We start from the raw sequence: 18,330 nt of genomic DNA, 5'->3' as shown, positions 1-18,330 counted from the left end.
GGCGTTTTTAGATGCACCCGTTACAAGAAGAGATTATTTCTACATTAAAAGTTAAGCCAGTAATTGACCCACAGGAAGAATTTCGCCGTAGTGTAGAGTTTATCAAGAATTATGCGAAACACCATTCTTTCCTAAAGACTTTTGTGCTTGGATTGTCAGGAGGTCAAGATTCTACGTTAACCGGATATATATGCCAAACAGCGGTCAATGAATTAAATGAAGAAAATGAATCGAATGAATATCAGTTTATTGGTGTACGCCTGCCCTTTGGTGAACAAGCGGATGAAGAAGATTGTAAAGATGCGATTCAATTTATTCAACCGAGCCAAACGGTACGTGTAAATATTGAGAAAGCTGTCAAAGCTAGTGTTCAATCCGTTGAATCTCAAATTGGCGCGATTAGTGATTTTGTCAAAGGAAATACGAAAGCACGTGAACGAATGAAAATACAATATGATATTGCCGCAGCAACAAGCGGTGTCGTTGTGGGAACAGATCATGCAGCCGAAGCAGTGACGGGATTTTTTACAAAGTATGGAGATGGTGCCGCTGATATTTTGCCGCTTTATCGTTTAAATAAACGACAAGGGCAATCAATTTTGAAGATGCTCGGTTGCCCAGAGCATTTGTATCAAAAGAAACCGACAGCAGATTTAGAAAGTGATCGCCCGCAGCTTCCAGATGAAGAAGCGTTAGGGGTGAGTTATGAAGCGATTGACAACTATCTAGAAGGAAAGCAAGTAGATGCAGAAGATGCAAAAACAATCGAGAATTGGTATAAAAAAACCATGCATAAACGTGAAGAAGCAGTGACTGTTTTTGACGATTGGTGGAAATCATAAAGGGAGGAAGAGCGTAGCCTCCCTTTTCTTGAAACGAGAATGGTTGTATGATACGTTTATCTCGAATTCGAAATATCATGGTTAGGAGATGAAATCGATGAATAGAATCAAAGGGATGCACCATGTAACGGCAATTACAAGCAGTGCAGAAAAGATATATGAATTTTTTACGTACATTCTTGGTGTGCGCCTCGTGAAAAAAACAGTGAATCAAGATGATATTCAAACGTATCACTTGTTTTTCGCAGATGATAAAGGCAATCCCGGTACAGATATGACATTTTTTGATTTTCCAGGTATACCGAAAGGAACCCATGGGACAAATGAAATTTATAAAACATCATTTCGTGTGCCAAGTGATGCGGCGCTTGATTATTGGGTGAAACGATTTGAACGATTAGAGATCAAGCATGAAGGCATTCAAGAACAATTCGGCAAAAAAGTTTTATCGTTTGTTGACTTTGACGATCAACAGTATCAATTGATCTCGGATGAAAACAATCAAGGAACAGAAGCAGGTGTACCATGGCAAGACGGACCAATTCCTTTAGAATATGCAATTACAGGCTTAGGCCCATTATTTGTTCGAATTCAGGATTTTAAATATTTCAAACAAGTCATGGAAAAAGTATTATTATTTGAAGAAATCGACAAAGAAGGATCCTTTCACTTGTTCGAAGTTGGAGAAGGTGGTAATGGAGCGCAAGTGATTGTCGAAGAAAATGTTGTATTACCCGTCGCCCGTCAAGGCTATGGGACTGTACATCATGCTGCATTCCGTATTGACGATGAGGAAACATTATATGCGTGGGACGAGCATTATCGTAAGTTCGGTCTTCAAACATCAGGTTATGTCGATCGCTTCTTTTTCCGGTCGTTATACACGAGAGTTGCCCCGCAAATTTTATTTGAATTGGCAACAGATGGACCCGGTTTTATGGGTGATGAACCATACGAAACCTTAGGTGAGAAATTGTCACTTCCACCATTTTTAGAAGACCGACGCGATCAGATTGAAAATATGGTTCGACATATTGATACTGTTCGTAGCACAAAAGATATAGCTAAGGAATATGAATAACAATAAAGGTCAAACCTAGCGTTTGGCCTTTATTTTTTTGGTGAAATATTCGTTGAAGGGATTGGGAAATACATATTATTCTCTTGCGAATTGCTTTTTACAGTTTATCCGTCAAACGTGATCAATGGAAGTAGCTGTTTGCATCGAAAATGAATATATGCGTCAAACAGGAAATTGATTCGTAGCTGTTTGCATCGAAAATCGATTTATTCATCAAACAGGTGATTTAGTTGAAGCTGTTTGCATTATAAAAAATGAATGTGCGTTTTACCGGGAAATCCAGTCAGTTAAACGTACCGATTTCCCAGTAATTTGGATTTTACCAGGAAAACGAAGCATAATAAGCTTTGGATTTCCCAGTAATTCGCCTTTTACAGGGAAATCTCCATATCATCCATTAAAGATTTCCTGGTAAGTTTCTAGATTACAGGGAAAACTCCCCATATCTATAAAACATTTCCCAGTAGTTCTTTTTCAAACGTCTAAATCGTAAAAACCTAATCTACCAGCTCATTGAATGGGTATGGCATATATAAAAATGATTTTATGTAGCTTCTTCTTACAGGTAGTGAGGAGAAGGCTATTTTTTATCAAATAGGCTATTTGAATATTTTCTATATGTCTTAAACCATAAATTTACATAGATTTAACAATAACTACATATTTCCTTAAAAACTACTTGTTAGGATAAATAATAGAGTCATGACACATTATTTAGGGGGAAATATGATGAAAAAATTGTGGTATTTTGTACTTATTGCTTTGTTAGCAGTACTAGTTGCATGTGGTGACACAGAGGAAGAAGCGTCTGGAAGTGAGGGAGAAGAAGCAGATACAGAACAAAATGCATCTGACAATGGGGAGGAAGAAGAAGAAGCTTCAAATGAAACCATTGATACACTCTCGATTGGATTCGTTCCGTCTCGCGAACCAGAAGAAATTAAAACAGCAACTGAGCCATTAAAGAATTTGTTAAAAGAAGAGATGAGCACACTCGGATATGATATTAATGAAGTAGATATTTCGGTAGGTACGAGTTATGAGGCAGTCGGTGAGTCGCTTTCTGCTGGTTCTTTAGATGTAGGATTGATTCCAGGTGGTACATATGTATTGTACGATGACGGTGCAGAAGTTATTTTGACAGCTACACGTGCTGGTTTAAACAATGACTCTGATAATCCGAAAGACTGGAATGAAAATAAGCCAACGGAAGCAAGTGATGAGCAGGTAACATATTATCGTTCATTATTGATTGCTGGTCCCTCTGAAACAGGTCAAGCGTTAGCTGAAAAAGTGAATAATGATGAAGAATTGACATTCGAAGATTTGAATAATGCATCATGGGCTGTTATGTCCACGTCGTCACCAGCAGGATATATTTATCCCGAAATCTGGTTGCGTGATCATTACGACAAGTCAATTACGGATTTAGAAAATGTAGTAAAGACAGATTCTTATGGTAATGCGTTTGCTCGATTGGCACAAGAACAAATCGATGTCATGGTCACTTATGCAGATGCAAGAAGAGATAATGCAGATACATGGGAAGGTGATTTTCAACGTGAAGCTTCCATCTGGGATGAAACCAATGTCATTGGTGTAACTCCAGGTATTTATAACGATACGATAAGTGTCAGTAAAAATTCTGACAAAATGGATGAAGATTTAAAAACGGCATTACAAGAAGCGTTTATGAACATTGCTGAAACAGAAGAAGGCAAAGAAGTGATTTCCATTTATAATCATGAAGGTTATCAAAAAGCAACTTCATCTGATTACGATAAAGAAAGAGAAGCGCAAGAAATCGTACAAGATATGGAGTAGAATACACTTTTTAAAACAATAAAACGAAAAGGAGAGAACGCCTTGCGTTAGGGGTTCTCTTTTTCTAACAGTTTCAGTAGTGGAAGGTTTATAAAGCAACGAAGGCTTTCACCATAAGCTTGGTGAGAAGCCAAGTTTTCTTGATAAGGTGGTTCGTCATGATAGAATTTAACGATGTTGAAAAAATATACCCAGGTAATGTAAAGGCCTTACAACATATTCATTTAACAATAGATAAAGGCGAATTTGTTGCGGTTATTGGACTATCAGGTGCGGGTAAATCGACACTGATTCGCTGTATCAATCGAATGCATGATATCACGAGTGGGCAATTATTCGTCGATGATGTCGAAGTAAGTCATTTAAGAGGTAAAGAGATTCGTAAATTCAGACAAAAAATAGGTATGATCTTTCAATCATACAACTTGGTTACACGTACAACTGCGCTAAAAAATGTGCTCGTTTCCTTTGTGCCACAACTATCATTTTGGCGAAAAATGCTTGGTTTGTTCAGTAAAGAGCATAAAATAAAAGCACTGACTGCTTTGGATCAAGTAGGGATTGTTGATAAAGCCTATGTTCGAGTCGATCAATTATCTGGCGGGCAACAACAAAGGGTAGCACTTGCTCGAACATTAGCACAATATCCCGACATTTTGTTGGCAGATGAGCCGATTGCTTCGTTGGATCCTGTTACATCAGCACAAGTAATGGACGATTTTCAACGGATTAATCGAGATATGAATATTTCTGTCATTATGAATATACATCATGTGGAAATGGCGCTTGACTATGCCGATCGTATTATTGGCGTGCGGGATGGGGAAATTGTCTATGATGGAAAAAGCGAGGACGTCACCCAAGAGGTATTGGATCATATATATAAAGGAAATGTTGAAGAATTAAGGGAAACATATGAAGGAGAACAAGCTCATGTACAATAAAATCATTCCTTCAAAAAAGTGGACGCTGCCAAATGGTAAAGTTGTTGAAGAAAAAAGGTCCAAAACACCATTCATTTTTTTTGTATTAATCGTTGCAACTTGGTTCTCGGTTCAATTGACAAATTTTGATATGCAAACAATCATCAGTGAAGCGAGACAATTTTGGATTATTTTCGCTGATATGATTCCGCCGACATGGTCTTATCTGCCTGAAGTTTGGCAGCCTTTAATGGATACAATTAAGATGTCGCTCTTAGGTTCGATTATCGGCTCGATTGTGGCCATACCGGTAGCGTATCTTGCTTCATCTAATATTGTATTATTCAAACCCATTGTTGTGCTGACGAAAGTTTTTTTGAGTATTTTACGAACGTTACCAACATTAGTATCAGCATTGATTGCTACATTAATCTTTGGATTAGGAACGTTTGCAGGAACAGTGGCGATCTTTTTATTCACAGTTTCTTATGTAGGAAAGCTATTGTATGAACAAATTGAAGATGCTGATATGAAGCCTTTTGAAGCGATGGAATCAATAGGTATGACTCGAAGACAGGCCTTTCGTTATGCGATTTTCCCACAAGTACTGCCAAACTTTTTATCCACATCTCTGTTTTGTTTTGAAGGGAATGTGAGGTATGCTGCGATTTTAGGATATGTCGGAGCAGGTGGGATTGGCTTACTATTAGATGAAAATATAGGTTGGCGTGATTATACAAATGTAGGTATGATATTATTCATGCTTATACTGACCGTGTATATCATTGAAACCATTAGTGAACATTTTCGAAAAAAGCTCATATAGAAGGAGTTATCCGATATGGATCTCGTACAGAAACAACTTTATTCATCACCTAGAAACTATCGATATATCATTGTTGTCATTGCGATTACGATGATTTTGTTTATTTGGTCACTGTCGACTGTTCATCTTGATGAAATGGTGGAAAATGGATGGTCAGTTGCGGTGAATATACTATCTGGATTGGTGCATCCTGATCTTGATTTATTATTTGATCTGACTAGACAAGGTGTGTTGTATTTACTCGTCGAAACGCTAGCGATTGGCTTTCTAGGTACGATTATTGGTGCTTGTTTAGCCGTACCATTAGCTTTTTTATCAGCATCAAATGTCGTACCGAAACCCATTTCGTTTGTGACACGGTTATTACTGATTATGATACGAACAATCCCAGCCATTGTTTATGGTTTAATGTTTGTTCGTGTAACAGGGCCAGGCCCATTTGCAGGTGTGCTAACCATTGGCTTCTTATCGATTGGGATGCTTGCTAAACTTTTTGTTGATGCGATTGAAGATTTGGATACAAGCATTTTTGAATCGATGAACTCATTAGGGTGCACCACTTTTGAAAAAATTCGTTATGGTATCGTCCCGCAGTTATTATCTAGCTTCTTGTCGATTGCCATATATCGCTTTGATATGAATTTGCGTGAAGCATCTGTGCTCGGTTTGGTGGGTGCAGGAGGAATTGGAGCTCCATTGATTTTCGGCATGAACGCCTACAGATGGAATGAAGTTGGGTCGATCTTAATTGGTTTAGTCGTATTAATTTTAATCGTTGAACTGTTTTCAAATCATATTCGATCTAGATTAGTAAGAGGTTAACTGGTGCCATCAGAAAAGCACCAGTTTTTCTATGTTTAAAATGAAAAGTGTATGACTGCTGTATAAGTATCCCCTACTCCCCTCCTTATATCAACGTTTTCAAAGACTTCCTACCTATGAAGGAAAAAGAATATGTTCATCTTCTATCCTTTTCTTCTTAAAATAAAAGTAGAACGAATAAATGTAGGAGGACAAGTGAATGAAAAATATTTTGTTAGCGTGTTCATCTGGAATGTCTACCAGTCTCTTAGTAACAAAAATGGAGGAAGCTGCAAAATCCAAGGGCGAAGAAGTGAACATTTGGGCAGTTGGTCAAGATAAAGCGTTCTCTGAATTAGCTAAGGCAGATGTATTATTAATTGGTCCGCAGATGCGCTTTATGAAGAAGAAATTTGAAAGGGCTGCCAAAGAAGAAAAAGTGTTTGTTGATGTGATTGATCCAGTTGCTTACGGAAGGGTTGATGGTGAGTCGGTTTTAAAGAAAGCATTAGCGTTTTTCAACGAATAATTCATAAGGGGGAGAACGAATATGGAGAAAGTGATGGGGATATTGGAAAGAATCCTATTACCGGTAGCAGATAAGTTGAATAATAATCGTTATTTAACTGCTTTGCGTGATGGATTTATGGTGGCATTGCCATTGATTATTTTTGGTTCGATATTTGTTGTTATTGCAAACTTTCCTTTCTTGGATCAGCTTTTGACAGAAGAGGCATTTACCACCTATCAAAATGCTTTAAATCCCGCTTCAGCAGCTACGCTTAGTATTATGGGGTTATTTGTCATTGTCGGGATCGGTTATAAATTGGTCGAACAATATCAATTGGACGCGGTGTATGGAGGTGTTGTTGCACTCGCAGCATTTCTCATTTTGACCCCTCAAGTAGTGGAAGACGTATCAGGTGTGATTCCTACTGCGAGTATCGGTGCAGAAGGCATGTTTTTAGGTATTCTTACGGCTTTTATATCAGCGGAGTTATATCGCTTTTTTGTCCAAAAAAACTGGACGATTAAAATGCCCGATGGTGTCCCTGGTGCTGTGTCGCGCTCCTTTAGCGCATTGATTCCAATTACATTAACATTATTTGTTTTTCTCGTGATCCGAATCATTTTTAGTTATACACCGTTTGATACTGTACAAAATTTTATTTATAGCGTTATTCAACAACCATTAACAGCACTTGGCAGTGGGTTGCCGGCAACCATTATCGCCGTTTTACTGATTCAAATTTTTTGGTTTTTCGGTTTACATGGACAGATTATTATTAATTCCGTATTTGATCCGATTTGGTATGCGTTAAATGATGAGAATTTACAAGCGTTCCAATCTGGATCGGAACTACCGAACATTGTGACGAAGCAATTTATCGATACATTTTTAGTCGGTATGGGTGGATCGGGTATGACGCTATCTGTCATTATTTTAATTTTTGTCATTGGAAAAAGTAGACAATTAAAAGAATTAGGTAAATTAGGAGCGCCAGCCGGTATTTTTAACGTGAATGAGCCCATTATTTTTGGGCTGCCCATTATTATGAATCCACTAATCATCATTCCATGGTTAGTCGCACCAGTCGTTATTACGATAATCACCTACTTTGCAATGGCAACCGGTATTGTACCCAAACCAGCGGGTATTATTGTTCCGTGGACAACACCACCAATACTCGGTGGATTCTTAGCAACTGGTAACGCATGGCAAGGTGCCGTTTTACAGGCGTTTAACTTAATGGTGGTTTGTTTGATCTGGTGGCCATTTTTGAAAATATTAGACAAAAATTATTACGAAAATGAAGAACCATCTTAGGTGTATATCATCGATAAAATAGATATTAAGATTTGTAAAAACGAGTAGAGGTGAAAAAATGGGGACAATGACTGAAATTGCATTCCAAATTATTTTATATGCTGGAAATGGGAGATCCTGTGCTATGGAGGCGATTCAAAAGGCAAAAGAGAAGCAATTTACCGATGCGGATCGCTTGATTCAAGAAGCGACTGAAGAATTAGGAAAAGCACATCACTATCAAACGACCATTTTACAAGAAGAGGCAAGTGGTGAAGAGACTTCAGTGAATGTGATGTTCGTCCATTCTCAGGATCATTTAATGACAGCAATTACTGTAAAAGATTTAGCGATTGAGATTATTGAGCTTTACCGAAATAAATAAGGAGGAATCAACGTGTCGTTACAATATCAATTTCCAGAAGATTTTTGGTGGGGGAGTGCTACGTCTGCAACACAAATTGAAGGTGCAGCAAATGAAGGAGGAAAAGGAAAAAATATATGGGATCATTGGTTTGAGATAGAGCCGAATCGTTTTTTTGACCATGTTGGTCCACAAGAAACATCGGACTTTTATCATCGATATCAAGAGGATATCCAGCTCATGAAGAAAATCGGTCATAACACCCATCGTTTATCCATTTCATGGTCACGTCTGATTCCGAGTGGTCGAGGGGAAGTGAACCCAGAAGCCGTCGAATTCTATCAACATGTGATTGATGATATGTTAGCCAATGATATTGACCCGTTTGTCAATTTATATCATTTTGATATGCCAATTGCTTTACAAAATGAAGGCGGTTGGGAGAGTCGAGACGTTGTCGATGCTTATGTTGCCTATGCGAAAGAAGCTTTTCGATTGTTTGGTAATCGTGTGCGTAAATGGTTCACGTTCAATGAACCAATTGTGCCTGTGGAAAATGGATACTTGTACGACGCTCATTATCCTAACGTTGTTGATGCCAAACGAGCGGTACAGGTGGCTTATCATACCGCGATTGCTAGCGCAAAAGCCATTGCCGCATTTCGTGAAATGAATATCGATCAAGGGAAAATTGGGATTATCTTAAATCTAACGCCTTCTTACCCAAGAAGTAGTGATCCATCTGATTTACGAGCATCACGCATTGCGGATTTATTCTTTAATCGAAGCTTTCTTGATCCATCGGTATTAGGTGCGTATCCGCAAGAATTAATCAACATTATACGAGAAAATGAACTTTTGCCTCAGGTGCAAGAAGGTGACGGAGAACTGTTGCGCTCGAATACAGTTGATATACTAGGGGTGAACTATTATCAACCACGCAGGGTAAAGGCAAAAGAATATGTACCAAATCCATATAGTCCATTTATGCCAGAATGGTATTTTGATCACTATCAGATGCCTGGTCGGAAAATGAATATTTATCGTGGATGGGAGATTTACGAAAAAGGCATTTACGATATTTTAATGAATTTAAAAGAAAACTATGGAAATATCGAATCGTTTATATCTGAAAATGGCATGGGTGTTCAAGGCGAACATCGATTTCAAGAAAAAGGTGAAATTCAAGATGATTATCGCATCGATTTTATCCGTGAGCATTTAAAATGGGTCCATCAAGCAATTCAGGAAGGAAGTCATGTGAAAGGGTATCACATGTGGTCGTTTATGGACAATTGGTCTTGGTCGAATGCTTATAAAAATCGCTACGGGTTTGTATCAGTAGATGTAGAAACCCAAGAACGTACATTGAAAAAAAGCGCACACTGGTTTCAAAAAGTATCAGAACAAAATGGTTTTTGATAGAGGGATTTTCTATATCTAGGAAAAGAGGGGGGGTGATTCCATTTGAATACTCGGTTGAGACATATACTACGAGAGTTATTAGCTGAAACAGGGCCTGTATCTAGTAGGTATTTAGCTAAAGTGAACCAAGTGACGTCTCGAACAACGAGAAGTGACATGAAACAACTGAATGATTTTTTAAGCGAAAATGGTGGTGCGATTCAAACGGTCATGGGTAAAGGATACCAACTCGAAATTACAAACGATCATCATTTTCGCTCCATGCTAAGTACGATTTTCCATCAAGATAAATTAAGTACAAATCACTTACCTCGTCACCCTGAAGAACGAATTGTCTATATCATGAAACGGCTATTATTACAAGATGACTATGTAAAACTCGAATCCATAGCTGATGAAATCTATATTAGTAAATCAACCATTCAGAATGATATGAAAGAAGTAAGAAAAAGGTTACAAACCTATCAACTTTCTCTAGAAGCACGTCCAAATCATGGGTTGAAAGTTACGGGTGATGAATTAAATATACGTTTTTGTATGGCCGAATATATTTTTGATCGCAAGGAACCTATCATCGAAGTAGATTCAGAAGTGATTTCATCAGAAGATATGAATGCGATATCAAAAATTGTACTGGATCAAATTCATAAACATCGTATGACATTATCCGATATTGCTGTCAATAATTTGGCAATTCATATGTTAATTGCTTACTATCGCGTAAAAAGCGGAAAACATGTTAATTTCTATCAAAAGGATTTACTTGAATTGACAGATCAAACCGAATACACTGTCGCGAAAGAAATGGTTCATGAAGTTGAATCCACTTATCAAATAACATTTCCAACGTCAGAAACAGCATATGTTGCGATGCATTTATTAGGAACGAGAATGATCACACAATCCAGTGATCAAGTAGAACACATGATGGACCCAGCTATTGTAGAGGTGATACGCCACGCATTACAAAAAGTAGAAGAAAAACTAAATTTACATATCGCAGAAGATCAGGAATTATTTATGGCATTATATTTGCATATAAAACCAGCTATCCACCGTTTCAAATATGGTATGAACATTAGAAATCCAATGTTAGAAGATATCAAGCAAAGTTATCCGTTAGCGTACGAAGCAGCTATTGTTGCAAGTTTAGCCATAGAGAAGCAAACGTCAATAACCATTGATGAAAATGAAATGGGTTATGTAGCCATTCATATCGGTTCAGCGCTGGAACGAAGGAAGCTAGTGACAAGATCAAAAAAGTGTTTAATCGTTTGTGCGTCTGGGTTGGGAACCTCTCAATTAATTTATTATAAATTACAGTCACAATTTGGCCAGAGCTTAGATATCGTTGGTGCTACTGAATACTATCTACTTCATCAGTTCGATTTAGGGGAAATTGATTTTATTATTAGTTCGATTCCAATTGAAGAGAAACAAGTACCTCCAGTCATTGAAGTCAATGCGATACTAACCCATCAGGATTTTCGCAAAATCGAAAGTCATCTATTGCAGGAAAATCAAGAGATTGAACAATATTTTGATAAAGAATTGACTTTTTTAAGGCAACAACTTACGTCAATGGACGATGTATTACACTTTCTTAACGAAAAACTTGAAGAGAAGAAACTAGTAGATCCTGGCTTTTTAGAAGCCATTCATGAACGAGAAGAAGTCGCACCTACTGCGTATGGAAATTTAGTTGCGATTCCACATCCGATTACACCCAAAACGAGAACGACCTTTTTAACCATTTGTACATTGAAGCAACCGATTATGTGGATGGGTAAACCTGTGCAACTTGTTTGCTTACTATGTGTAGCGAAGAACAGTCGCGAAGACCTACAAAATATGTATAACATGTTAGGAAAGGTCATCGAAAGCCGATCAATCGTACAACAAATGGTGAAAGCAACAGATTACGCTGACATACGTAAAATATTACAGCAACAAACATGGTCATAATAATCAAGGTATGCCCTATATTCAGATAAATAGCAATCTATGTTAAGATAAATGAACAATCGTAAAATGTTAGGGCGTGAAATAATGAAAAAGGTGGAACGTGCGGCACAATTAATGGCATCCAATGACACAATCTTTGCTTGTCCAGTTTGTCAATCGATGATGACTGTAAAAGGAACCACAATAACCTGTTATCAAGGTCACCACTTTGATTTAGCGAAAAAAGGATATGCCAATCTTTATACGCAATCATCTCCAGCAGACTATGATAAAACACTTTTTGAATCTAGATACCAAGTAATACAAGCTGGATTATATGATGAACTTCATCGTCTGATCCAGATGTTGATACAGGAGAATAGTAGTAAGGACGACTTCACTGTGTTAGATGCAGGATGTGGTGAGGGATCCCATGTATCACATATACTCCAACCATTTGAACAGGTAACAGGTATTGGTTTAGATATTGCGAAGGACGGTATCATGACAGCAGCCAAATATCATTCCGATTGCATTTGGTGTGTTGGTGATCTAGCGAATAGCCCATTTCAATCCAATCAATTCGATGTCATCCTAAATTTATTATCACCAGCAAATTATCAAGACTTCCATCGTATTTTGCAACCTGAAGGCATGGTGATTAAAGTTGTTCCACAACAAAATTATTTGAAGGAGATTCGTTCGCTCGTGTTCGACGATAGTCAGCAATCGCATAATAATCGAGCAACAATAGATCAGTTTAAACAACAATATCGTCAAGTCGTTACTCATCGGTTGCAATATACGCGATATATTGATCCAGATATTCGACCAGATTTATTAACCATGACGCCATTAACGTGGCACCATCGCAACAGTAATCAGCTTGAGAAATGGTCCGAACAATTTGATGATGTTACGATTGATTTGGACATACTAATTGGCATACCATAACGAATGTACCAATCAAAAAGGGTTGGTGCATTTTTTTATTGTAGCAAGAATGCCCGCATATTAACATATGTATTGTAGTGGTGGCAGTTGAAAGTAACTGGAAATATGCCGATATAAAATAGTATGTTGTTGATTCAAGCGGTGATTACCTTTACACTTCACAAAATGAAAGGGGTTACAAATTTGCGTAAGCTATTATTTGTTTATCTTATATTGATCGCAGTCTTCGTTGTTTATGTATATCAATACCAAACGCGAGATGTGTCAAGTAATCAGTGGTCAGAAAATCAGTTGAAAGGCAGTATGGACGAAACCTATGTAATGGTCACTTTTTTATCGGGAATTGACTATTGGAAACGCCCGTTAAAAGGTTTCGAAGACGCAGCTGAAGCATTAAATGTGTCCGTAGAATATCGAGGAGCCACGCAATATGATGTAAACGAAGAAATCATGGTCCTTGAACAGGTGATAGCACAAAAACCAGCAGGAATAGCTATATCAGCGATGGATCCTGAAGCATTAAATCCTGCCATTAATAAAGCAGTGAAACAAGGAATTCCTATCGTTACTTTTGATGCTGATGCGCCGAAGAGTCAGGCATATGCTTTCTTAGGTACGAATAATCTGTATGCAGGGGAGAAAGCTGCTCATCATATGGCTGAATTGATAGGTGAGAAAGGAAAAGTCGGTATTGTCACACACCCTAATCAGTTAAACCATCAGGAAAGAACACGTGGGTTTCAGACAACAATATCTACACATTATCCAGAAATGGAGATTGTCTCAGTGAAAGATGGACGGGGAGATCAAATGATTTCGAAAGAAGTGACGGAAGATATGATCGCAACATATCCAAATATTGATGGTATTTTTGCAACGGAAGCAAACGGAGGCGTTGGAGTGGGACAAGCGATCAAGGAAGTGGGTAAAACGGAAACCACGGAGATTATTAGTTTTGATACAGATAAGGGAACACTTGATTTAGTAGAAGAAGGCGTGATTTCGGCAACTTTGGCGCAAGGAACATGGGAGATGGGATATTGGTCTTTACAATTTCTATTTCATTTGCAACATGGTTTGGCTGCTAAAGAAAAAGATGTACAGTTACCGCGTTATATGGATACAGGGATTCATGTTGTGACGAAAGATGATGTAAGCGATTACTACCCGCGAGATTAATGACTAGGAATGGGACTGATTCAAAATGAAGCGTTGGACACAAATTAATAATTTACCCATTCGGTATAAACTGATTTCGCATTTTTTAATGATTAGTATTCTTCCTATTATCTGCTTAGGATTTTTGTTTCATTGGACAACAGAACGAGTATTAGAACAGCAAGCCAATGATCATACGATGCAGTTAATTAGCAAAGTAAATGAAACATTTTCATTTTATATGAACAATTTGCAAAGTATTACGTATCTAGTAGCTGGGGATGAAAAAGTCGATCAATTTTTCGCAGCGGAAACAAAGGAAGATCAAACATTTGAGATTCAGCGTTATTTACGCCATTTTACTACGTTGTCTCCAGAAGTTGCTGGAATCATGGTGGTTAATCATAAAGGAGAGTATATTAGCAATGAATTGTATGCTCCGTCAGTGATGGACCTAACAGAAGCATCGTGGTATGAAAAAGCGATAGAAAGTCGAGGTATCTTTCAAATTATCGGCCGCCCAGAAGGAAGACGGCTCACATCAATTGTCAATTACCAGAATGATGAGGTCGTGTCTGTCGTTCGTGCTGTGACAGATCCATTTACAAATGAAGTGAAGGGTGTCATCCTTATTGATCTAAAACTTCGAGTCATTGCCGAAGCCGTACAAGATGTTCGGTTAGGAAAAACTGGTTATTTAATGGTAATCGATGAAAAGGGACAAAATATTTATCAACCGAGTGACCCAATTGTCGAGCATATACCAATGGAGTGGGTGAATGAACAGCCTTCTGGGGAATTTTCCAAAACAATGAACGGAAAACGCATTCAGTATATTTACCAACAATCTTCATTCGCCAATTGGACGACAATCGGTGTTTTCCCACAAGAAGAAACCTTGTTAGAAATGAGTGAAATTCGTTTTTATTTGATCATCTTTATATTTATTATCATGTTATTTGGTTTTTCAGCTTCTTATTTTTTATCTCATTCGATTTCAAAACCAATTACACAATTAATGAACTTAATGCAACGAGCAGAAGCTGGTGATTTCAAGGTACGCTATCAAGAGAGACGTGATGATGAAGTAGGGTTGTTAGGGCGTAGTTTTAATAAAATGATTCAGCAATTGAATGGGCTGATGCGCTTAACGAAAAAACAAGAACGACAAAAGAGAGACGCTGAATTCCGAAGTTTACAAGCGAATATTAACCCACATTTTCTTTATAATACATTAGATACGATTCAGTGGATGGCACGAAAACGAGATGCAACGGATGTAGCAGAAATTGTTGGTTCATTGGCCAAGCTGTTTCGTATTGGATTAAGCAAAGGCAAAGATATGATTACAGTTGAACAGGAGATCGAACATATTTCAAGTTATTTACGTATTCAACAAACAAGATATCGTCATAAACTCGATTATCAAATGAATGTCGAAGAAGAGGTTCAATCGAGTAAGATGTTGAAATTTATCTTGCAACCGATTGTTGAAAATTCGATTTATCATGGTATTAAAGAACGAAGAGGCCTTGGCATGATTGAAATTCAAGCAGAGAGAAAACAAGGCATGCTTCATTTTATCATTCGTGATGATGGGGTGGGGATGAATCAAGATCAGTTAAAGGAAATGCAACTAGCATTAAAAGAGGCGGTTAATCGAACAGAAAATCCTGAAAACACACGAGATAAAAAAGGATACGGACTTTTAAATGTTCAAGCCAGGATTGAATTAACGTTTGGTGATTCGTATGGGATGAACGTTAATAGTGAGGAAGGAAAAGGTACGACGGTTGAATTATGGCTACCTTTGTTACCAAATGATACAGATAAGGGGGATGAAAGTGATGGAGTGGAACGTCTTGATCGCTGACGATGAATGGATGATTCGTGAGGGTATTCGCTCTTCGATTGACTGGGCGGCGCTGCAAATGAAAGTCGTCGGAGAAGCAGAAGATGGTGAAGAAGCAGTAGAACTAGCAATCGAGTATCAAGCAGATATTATTTTTATAGACCTGAACATGCCAATTATGGACGGGATCACAGCTATGAAGCAGATCAAACGCACACTTCCACATTGCAAAATGATCGTTATCTCTGGATATGATGATTTTCGTTATGCGCAAGAAGCGATTCGATTACAAGTAGAAGATTACATCTTAAAACCGATCGACCCAGACAAACTCTTTGATATTTTAACCGATGTTCAACATCAATTAGAAACAGAAAAGAAACAGGAAAAGTTTTATGATCAAGTTGAGCAACAGGTAGAACGAAATCGTGACCGTTTAAAACAGCGATTGATCCAAGATTGGTTGGATGGCAAACTAACAAATCAAGACATTCAAGATCAACTGCAATTTCTCCATTTGCCAATAGAGTCACCCAGTTATTTGCTATTGATCAAATTTACGGATGATCGCCTCGATCCAGCTTTTGTTAATGAGAATGACCGACAAATCTATTTTTCGGCGATCGAAAATATGCTACCGGAAATCATTCATACACCTGCTACGTTAGTTACTCATATTGATCAAGACATGATGTCTGTAATGATTTGGAATTTGTCTCTTGTTGATCAGCATCAGCACATAAAACATGCCATATGGAATTATTTAGGGAGGAAAGTGGTGTTGAAAACAGTAGAATTAGCAGCGGATTATCAATCTGTACCTAACTGTTATCAAACGGCTAAACAAGAAGTCGATCAGTTTTTTCAGATGTCTCCTATTGTCAAAAAAGCGCAAGAGTATATAGCAGAACATTACAATGATTCGAATCTAACATTAGAAGTATTGGCCAGCGTATTGCATGTATCATCGGTTTACTTAAGCCGAATGATCAAACGAGAACTTGGTATTTCTTATGTCCATTTGTTAACGAATCTTCGCATACAAAGAGCGAAAGAACTTCTTCGAAAGACTGACCTTAGCATTCGAGAAATTGCAGAATATGTCGGTTATGACTCGCAACATTATTTTAGTAACACATTTAAAAAAATAACAGGCACATCACCGAAGCAATATAAACATACGTTAGGTTCTGCCTAATGCTATGTTTCTATTGCTTCATTTTCTGTGAGATGAACAAAGCTAAAATGTTATAAAAATAGATCAAGATAATGTAAAGCCTTTCATGATATCACGATGCTAAAGTAAAACATGAAGAAAATAAAACTTAAATTTGAAAGGGGTTACATTATGAAACGCTTTGGATTACTAATGTTATTATTCAGTTTTGTCCTTATGTTAGCGGCTTGTGGAAGCGATGAAGGAACATCTGGAGATGGTGGAGAAGGAGCGAGCGAAAATGCCGATCAACTTATTGGTGTAGCAATGCCGACAAAGTCGTCACAACGCTGGGTAGATGATGGAAATAATATGGTCAAGCAGTTAGAAGAACAGGGGTACGAAACAGATCTTCAGTATGCCGAAGATGATGTGGATAAACAGATAGAACAAATCGAAAACATGATTGTAAAGGGAGCGGACGCACTGGTTATTGCATCCATTGACGGTACTGCATTAACCAATGTTTTAGAAAAAGCAAATGAGCAAGATATTGAAGTTGTTGCATATGACCGTTTAATCATGGAGTCACCTCATGTTAGTTATTATGCGACTTTTGATAACTTCCAAGTGGGGGTGTTACAAGCTTCATATATCGAGGAAGCGTTAAATCTGAAAGAGGAAGAAGGGCCTTTTAATATTGAATTGTTTAGCGGTTCTCCTGATGATAATAACTCTTACTTTTTCTGGGATGGCGCGATGTCTGTATTACAACCGTATATTGACGATGGAACGTTAGTTGTTCAAAGTGGGCAAACAGATGTGGAGCAAACAGCAACGATGCGCTGGTCAGGTGACAAAGCAAAATCGCGTATGGAGAACATTCTTAGCAGTTCTTATGCTTCAGGCGAAACGGTAGATGCCGTGCTTTCTCCATATGATGGTATTAGTCGTGGTGTCATTCAAGCATTAAAAGGGGTAGGCTATGGTACCGATGATCAACCGCTACCTGTCATCACTGGGCAAGATGCTGAAGTTGCATCCATTAAATCAATTATTGCTGGCGAACAGACGCAAACCGTATTTAAAGATACGCGTGATCTTGCTGCCGTTGCGATCGATATGACGGAAGCGATTTTAAATGGTGAAGAGGCAGAAGTAAATGATACGGAAACATACGATAACGGTGAAAAAGTCGTACCTTCTTATCTAGTGGAGCCTGTGTCTGTTGATATTGATAACTATCAGGAAATTGTTATTGATAGCGGTTACTATTCAGAAGAAGAACTTGAGTAACGTTTAAAAGCTCAGTCTGTAGTGGTGATTACAATACCACTACAGACGTTCTACAAATGCTGAGTATGAAAAGGTGG

The 18,330-nt window shown here is 37.9% G+C and carries 16 protein-coding genes; all 16 read left to right on the top strand.

Annotation, left to right across the window (positions count from 1 at the left end; all coding sequences use genetic code 11):
* Positions 1-11 precede the first annotated feature (11 nt).
* Positions 12-842, top strand: a complete 831-nt coding sequence (gene nadE / locus J416_RS02135; protein ID WP_003463779.1) for an ammonia-dependent NAD(+) synthetase — start codon at positions 12-14, stop codon at positions 840-842.
* 97 nt (positions 843-939) lie between these two features.
* On the top strand, positions 940-1,923 hold the full coding sequence (locus tag J416_RS02130) for a ring-cleaving dioxygenase (RefSeq protein ID WP_003463778.1): 984 nt from the start codon (positions 940-942) through the stop codon (positions 1,921-1,923).
* A gap of 729 nt (positions 1,924-2,652) precedes the next feature.
* A complete protein-coding gene (locus tag J416_RS02125) occupies positions 2,653-3,747 on the top strand; it encodes a phosphate/phosphite/phosphonate ABC transporter substrate-binding protein (protein WP_003463776.1) in 1,095 nt (364 codons plus the stop codon).
* A 158-nt stretch (positions 3,748-3,905) separates the two neighbouring features.
* Positions 3,906-4,691: a phosphonate ABC transporter ATP-binding protein gene (gene phnC, locus J416_RS02120; RefSeq protein ID WP_003463774.1), complete on the top strand. Its 786-nt coding sequence runs from the start codon at positions 3,906-3,908 to the stop codon at positions 4,689-4,691.
* Positions 4,681-5,496, top strand: a complete 816-nt coding sequence (gene phnE, locus J416_RS02115) for a phosphonate ABC transporter, permease protein PhnE (protein ID WP_003463773.1) — start codon at positions 4,681-4,683, stop codon at positions 5,494-5,496. Before phnC ends, phnE (J416_RS02115) begins: the two co-directional genes overlap by 11 nt.
* A 15-nt stretch (positions 5,497-5,511) precedes the next feature.
* On the top strand, positions 5,512-6,318 hold the full coding sequence (gene phnE, locus J416_RS02110) for a phosphonate ABC transporter, permease protein PhnE (protein WP_003463772.1): 807 nt from the start codon (positions 5,512-5,514) through the stop codon (positions 6,316-6,318).
* 199 nt (positions 6,319-6,517) lie between these two features.
* The gene (locus tag J416_RS02105) at positions 6,518-6,826 is read left to right on the top strand and encodes a PTS sugar transporter subunit IIB (protein ID WP_003463771.1); all 309 of its coding nucleotides are present in this window, start codon (positions 6,518-6,520) and stop codon (positions 6,824-6,826) included.
* A 21-nt stretch (positions 6,827-6,847) separates the two neighbouring features.
* A complete protein-coding gene (gene celB / locus J416_RS02100; RefSeq protein ID WP_003463770.1) occupies positions 6,848-8,125 on the top strand; it encodes a PTS cellobiose transporter subunit IIC in 1,278 nt (425 codons plus the stop codon).
* Between the two features lie 58 nt (positions 8,126-8,183).
* Positions 8,184-8,489 carry a PTS sugar transporter subunit IIA gene (locus tag J416_RS02095; RefSeq protein ID WP_040512633.1) on the top strand — a complete coding sequence of 102 codons (306 nt, stop codon included), beginning with the start codon at positions 8,184-8,186 and terminating at the stop codon, positions 8,487-8,489.
* Between the two features lie 12 nt (positions 8,490-8,501).
* The gene (locus J416_RS02090) at positions 8,502-9,890 is read left to right on the top strand and encodes a glycoside hydrolase family 1 protein (RefSeq protein WP_003463765.1); all 1,389 of its coding nucleotides are present in this window, start codon (positions 8,502-8,504) and stop codon (positions 9,888-9,890) included.
* Positions 9,891-9,935: 45 nt separating this feature from the next.
* Positions 9,936-11,858, top strand: a complete 1,923-nt coding sequence (locus J416_RS02085) for a BglG family transcription antiterminator (RefSeq protein ID WP_003463763.1) — start codon at positions 9,936-9,938, stop codon at positions 11,856-11,858.
* Between the two features lie 84 nt (positions 11,859-11,942).
* Positions 11,943-12,791 carry a putative RNA methyltransferase gene (locus J416_RS02080; RefSeq protein ID WP_003463760.1) on the top strand — a complete coding sequence of 283 codons (849 nt, stop codon included), beginning with the start codon at positions 11,943-11,945 and terminating at the stop codon, positions 12,789-12,791.
* 183 nt (positions 12,792-12,974) lie between these two features.
* Positions 12,975-13,970 carry a substrate-binding domain-containing protein gene (locus J416_RS02075; protein ID WP_003463758.1) on the top strand — a complete coding sequence of 332 codons (996 nt, stop codon included), beginning with the start codon at positions 12,975-12,977 and terminating at the stop codon, positions 13,968-13,970.
* Between the two features lie 25 nt (positions 13,971-13,995).
* A complete protein-coding gene (locus J416_RS02070; RefSeq protein ID WP_003463755.1) occupies positions 13,996-15,822 on the top strand; it encodes a cache domain-containing sensor histidine kinase in 1,827 nt (608 codons plus the stop codon).
* Positions 15,797-16,999, top strand: a complete 1,203-nt coding sequence (locus J416_RS02065; RefSeq protein WP_003463752.1) for a response regulator transcription factor — start codon at positions 15,797-15,799, stop codon at positions 16,997-16,999. The genes J416_RS02070 and J416_RS02065 overlap by 26 nt, the downstream gene beginning before the upstream one ends.
* A 150-nt stretch (positions 17,000-17,149) precedes the next feature.
* Positions 17,150-18,253 carry a multiple monosaccharide ABC transporter substrate-binding protein gene (gene chvE, locus J416_RS02060; protein WP_003463749.1) on the top strand — a complete coding sequence of 368 codons (1,104 nt, stop codon included), beginning with the start codon at positions 17,150-17,152 and terminating at the stop codon, positions 18,251-18,253.
* The last annotated feature ends 77 nt before the right edge of the window (positions 18,254-18,330 follow it).

The sequence above is a fragment of the Gracilibacillus halophilus YIM-C55.5 genome, from assembly GCF_000359605.1.
GTDB classification, from domain to species: Bacteria; Bacillota; Bacilli; order Bacillales; family Amphibacillaceae; genus Gracilibacillus; species Gracilibacillus halophilus.
Note: the sequence above shows the minus strand (reverse complement) of the source record. Positions and strands in the feature narration are given on the sequence as shown.

Coding starts and splice junctions, on each gene's coding strand:
- nadE (WP_003463779.1), top strand. CDS start 12: ATGCACCCGTTACAAGAAGAGATTATTTCTACATTAAAAGTTAAGCCA.
- J416_RS02130 (WP_003463778.1), top strand. CDS start 940: ATGAATAGAATCAAAGGGATGCACCATGTAACGGCAATTACAAGCAGT.
- J416_RS02125 (WP_003463776.1), top strand. CDS start 2,653: ATGAAAAAATTGTGGTATTTTGTACTTATTGCTTTGTTAGCAGTACTA.
- phnC (WP_003463774.1), top strand. CDS start 3,906: ATGATAGAATTTAACGATGTTGAAAAAATATACCCAGGTAATGTAAAG.
- phnE (WP_003463773.1), top strand. CDS start 4,681: ATGTACAATAAAATCATTCCTTCAAAAAAGTGGACGCTGCCAAATGGT.
- phnE (WP_003463772.1), top strand. CDS start 5,512: ATGGATCTCGTACAGAAACAACTTTATTCATCACCTAGAAACTATCGA.
- J416_RS02105 (WP_003463771.1), top strand. CDS start 6,518: ATGAAAAATATTTTGTTAGCGTGTTCATCTGGAATGTCTACCAGTCTC.
- celB (WP_003463770.1), top strand. CDS start 6,848: ATGGAGAAAGTGATGGGGATATTGGAAAGAATCCTATTACCGGTAGCA.
- J416_RS02095 (WP_040512633.1), top strand. CDS start 8,184: ATGGGGACAATGACTGAAATTGCATTCCAAATTATTTTATATGCTGGA.
- J416_RS02080 (WP_003463760.1), top strand. CDS start 11,943: ATGAAAAAGGTGGAACGTGCGGCACAATTAATGGCATCCAATGACACA.
- J416_RS02070 (WP_003463755.1), top strand. CDS start 13,996: ATGAAGCGTTGGACACAAATTAATAATTTACCCATTCGGTATAAACTG.
- J416_RS02065 (WP_003463752.1), top strand. CDS start 15,797: ATGGAGTGGAACGTCTTGATCGCTGACGATGAATGGATGATTCGTGAG.
- chvE (WP_003463749.1), top strand. CDS start 17,150: ATGAAACGCTTTGGATTACTAATGTTATTATTCAGTTTTGTCCTTATG.